The organism is Leifsonia sp. HAY1-4F, assembly GCF_056755275.1.
The window spans coordinates 1-235 of the sequence record NZ_JBNDHX010000647.1 but is presented as its reverse complement, the minus strand read 5'-3'; the positions used below and the strand labels follow the sequence as shown (position 1 = coordinate 235).

The 235-nt window shown below is 60.0% G+C and carries 1 protein-coding gene; it reads left to right on the top strand.

Features of this window, described 5'->3' with window-relative positions; all coding sequences use genetic code 11:
- Positions 1-19: 19 nt before the first annotated feature.
- A partial coding sequence (locus ACPYOG_RS20835) for an MFS transporter (RefSeq protein WP_481295956.1) occupies positions 20-235 on the top strand: 216 nt, incomplete at its 3' end.

Here is a 235-nt window from a genome sequence, read left to right as displayed (position 1 = left end):
ATATTACGTTGCGAGCCTGTTGATTGACCGCATGGAGCGCAAGTGGCTCATCGCTATCTATGCAACGGGTGCCACCATCTCCGCGATCATCGTCGCGACGGCGAACTCGAACGAGATGCTCCTCCTCGGATGTGCCCTGCTTTCGGCCTTTACCAACGGTGTGGCTGCCGTCTACTACACGTACACGTCGGAGCTCTACCCGACCGCGGTCCGTGCAACCGGCATGGGTGCAGCC